We start from the raw sequence: 3,229 nt of genomic DNA, 5'->3' as shown, positions 1-3,229 counted from the left end.
GTCGCCGTCGTAATTCTTGCAGGCCCAGACGAACTCGCCGCTCCACTTGAGCGCAGAGGCGACCATGTCGTCGATCAGGCGGTGCTCGTAGACGATGCCGGCTTCCTTGAACTTGTCGGCGAACTCGGCCTCGAACACTTCCGCGAACAGGTCCTTGAAGCGGCCGTCATAGGCCTTGAGAATGGTGTTCTTGGTCGAGAGGTAGACCGGCCACTTCAGGTTGAGGCCGTAATGCATCGAGGCGCGGGCGAAATCGCGGATCGAATCGTCGAGATTGTACATGCCCATCGCGACGCCCGAGGAGGGGAACTGAAACACTTCCTCCTCGATCGTGTCGCCATTGTCGCCGACCCACTTCATCGTCAGCTTGCCCGGGCCGGGGACGCGGAAATCGGTGGCGCGATACTGGTCGCCGAAGGCGTGACGGCCGACCACGATCGGCTTGGTCCAGCCCGGAATCAGGCGCGGCACGTTGGAGATCACGATCGGCTCGCGGAAGACGACGCCGCCCAGGATGTTGCGGATCGTGCCGTTGGGCGACTTCCACATCTTCTTGAGGTGGAATTCCTCGACGCGCGCCTCGTCCGGGGTGATCGTTGCGCATTTCACGCCGACGCCGTACTTCTGGATCGCCTTGGCGCTGTCGACGGTGACCTTGTCGTCGGTCGCGTCGCGATGCTCGATGCCGAGGTCGTAATAATCGAGGTCGATGTCGAGATACGGCTTGATCAGGCGTTCGCGAATCCATTCCCAGATGATCCGCGTCATTTCGTCGCCGTCGATCTCCACGACGGGCGTCTTCACCTTGATCTTCGCCATATCCGCTTTCCTGATGGGAGTTTTCGTGCGGGCCTCTAGGAGCAAGCGGGGAGGGGGGTCAAGCGCCGCGCCTTTGTGGCACCCCGGACGGAGCCTAACCCGTGCCCCGCGCATTGTGTCGCAAACGCAACACAGATAGACGGCGCCCATGCCTTCGATCGATCCGCCGGAAATCGGCACGACCACCGTCAAGTGGCGCTTTCCCGCCATGCACCCTGAAGGGCGGCGCTATGTCATCATCGCCGCCGTCGCGACGATCCTGTCGCTGCTCATCTGGAAAGTGCTGTTCTGGCCGCTGGCGTTCCTGACGCTCGGCGTCGCCGCCTTCTTCCGCGATCCGATCCGCGTCACGCCGCGCGACGACAGCCTGGTGATCGCGCCGGCCGACGGGCTGATCACGATGATCCAGCCGGTCGTGCCGCCGGCCGAGCTCGACATATTGGGTACGGCGCCGCTGATCCGCGTGTCGATCTTCATGAGCGTGTTCGACGTCCATGTGAATCGCACGCCGATTCCCGGGATCATCCGCCGCGTCGTCTATATTTCGGGCAAATTCCTCAACGCCGATCTCGACAAGGCGAGCGAGGAGAACGAGCGCCAGCATCTCGTGGTCGAGGGCAAGGACGGCCGGCTGATCGGCTTCACCCAGATCGCCGGGCTGGTCGCGCGGCGCATCGTCGCCTTCGTCAAGGAAGGCGACATGATTGCGCCGGGCCAGCGCGTCGGATTGATCCGCTTCGGCAGCCGCGTCGACGTTTTCCTGCCCGCCGATACCACCTGCCAGGTGATCCTCGGCCAGCGCACGATCGCGGGCGAGACGATCATCGGCAAGATCGGCGGCGCGCCGATGAGCGGAGTCACGCAGTGAACGGCGTTCACTGTCCCTCTCCCAGCGGGAGAGGGAAGGAGCCATGCGAAGCATGGCGAAAGGGTGAGGGCAGCGTTGTGCTCTCATCGTTGCCCTCACCCCTCCGCGCCGCTTCGCGACGCTCCCTCCCTCTCCCGACAGGAGAGGGAATATGAGGCAGCCGCGCCCGCGCCGCTTGCGCCGCCCGGCCAATGGCCTGCCGCTCAGGACCATCACGCCCAACGCGCTGACCGCACTGGCATTGAGCGCGGGGCTGACCGGCGTGCGCTTCGCGATCGGTGGCGACTGGCAGATGGCGGTGGTGATGATCCTGGCCGCCAGCGCGCTCGACGGGGTCGACGGCCAGGTCGCGCGGATGCTGCGCGGCACCAGCCGGTTCGGCGCCGAGCTCGATTCGCTGAGCGACGCGATCTCGTTCGGCGTCTCCCCGGCGCTGATCCTCTATCTCTGGTCGCTGACCGACGCGCCGCGCTTCGGCTGGATCTGCGCGTTGCTCTTCGCGGTCTTCTGCGCCTTGCGCCTCGCACGGTTCAATGCCCAGATCGACGTTACCGAACAGCCGCGCAAGGCGGCCGGCTATCTGACCGGCATTCCGGCGCCCGCCGGCGCGATCGGCGCGATGCTGCCGCTCTATCTGTGGTTCATCACCGGCGAGCCTTGGTTGCGCTCGCCTTGGCTGGTCGCGCCGTGGATGGCGTTCATCGCGTTTCTGATGATTTCCAGCATCGCGACTTATGGCTGGGGGTCGTTCCGGCTCCGGCGCAACATCCGCTTCGAAGCGCTCGCCATCATCGTCGCGATCGGGGCCGCGCTGATCTCGGCGCCATGGCCTACCCTGGTCGGGATCTGCCTGGTCTACCTCGTGCTGATCCCGTTCAGCGCGGCAAGCTATGCCCGAATCAGGCGGCAGCGCGCCAATATGTCGGCTGGGTCGTCACCGGCCGCACCGTAACGCGCAAGGTCGTCGCGGCACGCCGCGGCGGAAGCGGCGGCAGCATCGAGGCGCCGCCCTGACCGGCGAGCGCGGCCTGAATCTTTGGCATCGCCGGAACGACGGTCGAATAAACGGCATAAGCGGCGGCGGTAAGGGCGCCGGCGAACATCAGGATGGCAACCAGAGTGAACATTGCGACTTCCCCTTTGGCCGGATCAGGGACCCGACGCTGAATCAACGGCTCGTCGATTCACTTGGTTCCCGTCCTGTGGATGATCGCTGTATGTTCTGTTGATGTTCCGATCGTCAAGCGGAAAAAGAGAACATAGCAGGAATACCCCAGCCGGATGGGCCAAAATGGGCGGAACTCGCGCACCTCCCCATCGACGCGCTGGCCCGCAAGAGAGATCGAACGTGGCTCGATCGAGCCGGATGGAGCAACCTTTGGCCGTCGCGACGAGCTGAGGGCGAGGAGCGATCCGGATGCGCGATCCGCACCGCGCTTGCCTTTCGCCGCGCTCTCGACTAAGGCGCGCGCCTCAACCCGCATGGGAAGCATCATAACCCGGTGTCCGGCGAATGTCGGATGTCCGCTTCCCAGAGGCTCA

At 64.8% G+C, this 3,229-nt stretch carries 5 protein-coding genes; 2 read left to right on the top strand and 3 right to left on the bottom strand.

Features of this window, described 5'->3' with window-relative positions:
* Positions 1–819: NADP-dependent isocitrate dehydrogenase (locus tag ACTHJR_RS05935; RefSeq protein WP_440522204.1), on the bottom strand; the 819-nt coding region annotated here is incomplete at its 3' end.
* A 148-nt stretch (positions 820–967) separates the two neighbouring features.
* Here ACTHJR_RS05935 and ACTHJR_RS05930 point away from each other — a divergent pair.
* Complete coding sequence (locus ACTHJR_RS05930; RefSeq protein ID WP_440522203.1) at positions 968–1,687, top strand: phosphatidylserine decarboxylase; 720 nt, start codon at positions 968–970, stop codon at positions 1,685–1,687.
* Between the two features lie 151 nt (positions 1,688–1,838).
* Positions 1,839–2,639 (top strand): CDP-alcohol phosphatidyltransferase family protein, encoded by an 801-nt coding sequence (locus tag ACTHJR_RS05925; RefSeq protein WP_440522202.1) that lies wholly within the window; start codon positions 1,839–1,841, stop codon positions 2,637–2,639.
* Here the strand turns inward: ACTHJR_RS05925 and ACTHJR_RS05920 are convergent.
* Positions 2,587–2,814 (bottom strand): hypothetical protein, encoded by a 228-nt coding sequence (locus ACTHJR_RS05920; protein WP_440522201.1) that lies wholly within the window; start codon positions 2,812–2,814, stop codon positions 2,587–2,589. The genes ACTHJR_RS05925 and ACTHJR_RS05920 overlap by 53 nt on opposite strands.
* A 57-nt stretch (positions 2,815–2,871) precedes the next feature.
* Positions 2,872–3,229 (bottom strand): hypothetical protein (locus tag ACTHJR_RS05915; RefSeq protein ID WP_440522200.1); only part of this gene is annotated, 358 nt, incomplete at its 5' end.

The sequence above is a fragment of the Sphingomonas sp. genome (genome assembly GCF_051962185.1).
Taxonomy (GTDB): domain Bacteria; phylum Pseudomonadota; class Alphaproteobacteria; order Sphingomonadales; family Sphingomonadaceae; genus Sphingomonas.
The sequence above is the reverse complement of the archived record's forward strand: the minus strand, read 5'-3'. Positions and strand labels throughout refer to the sequence as shown.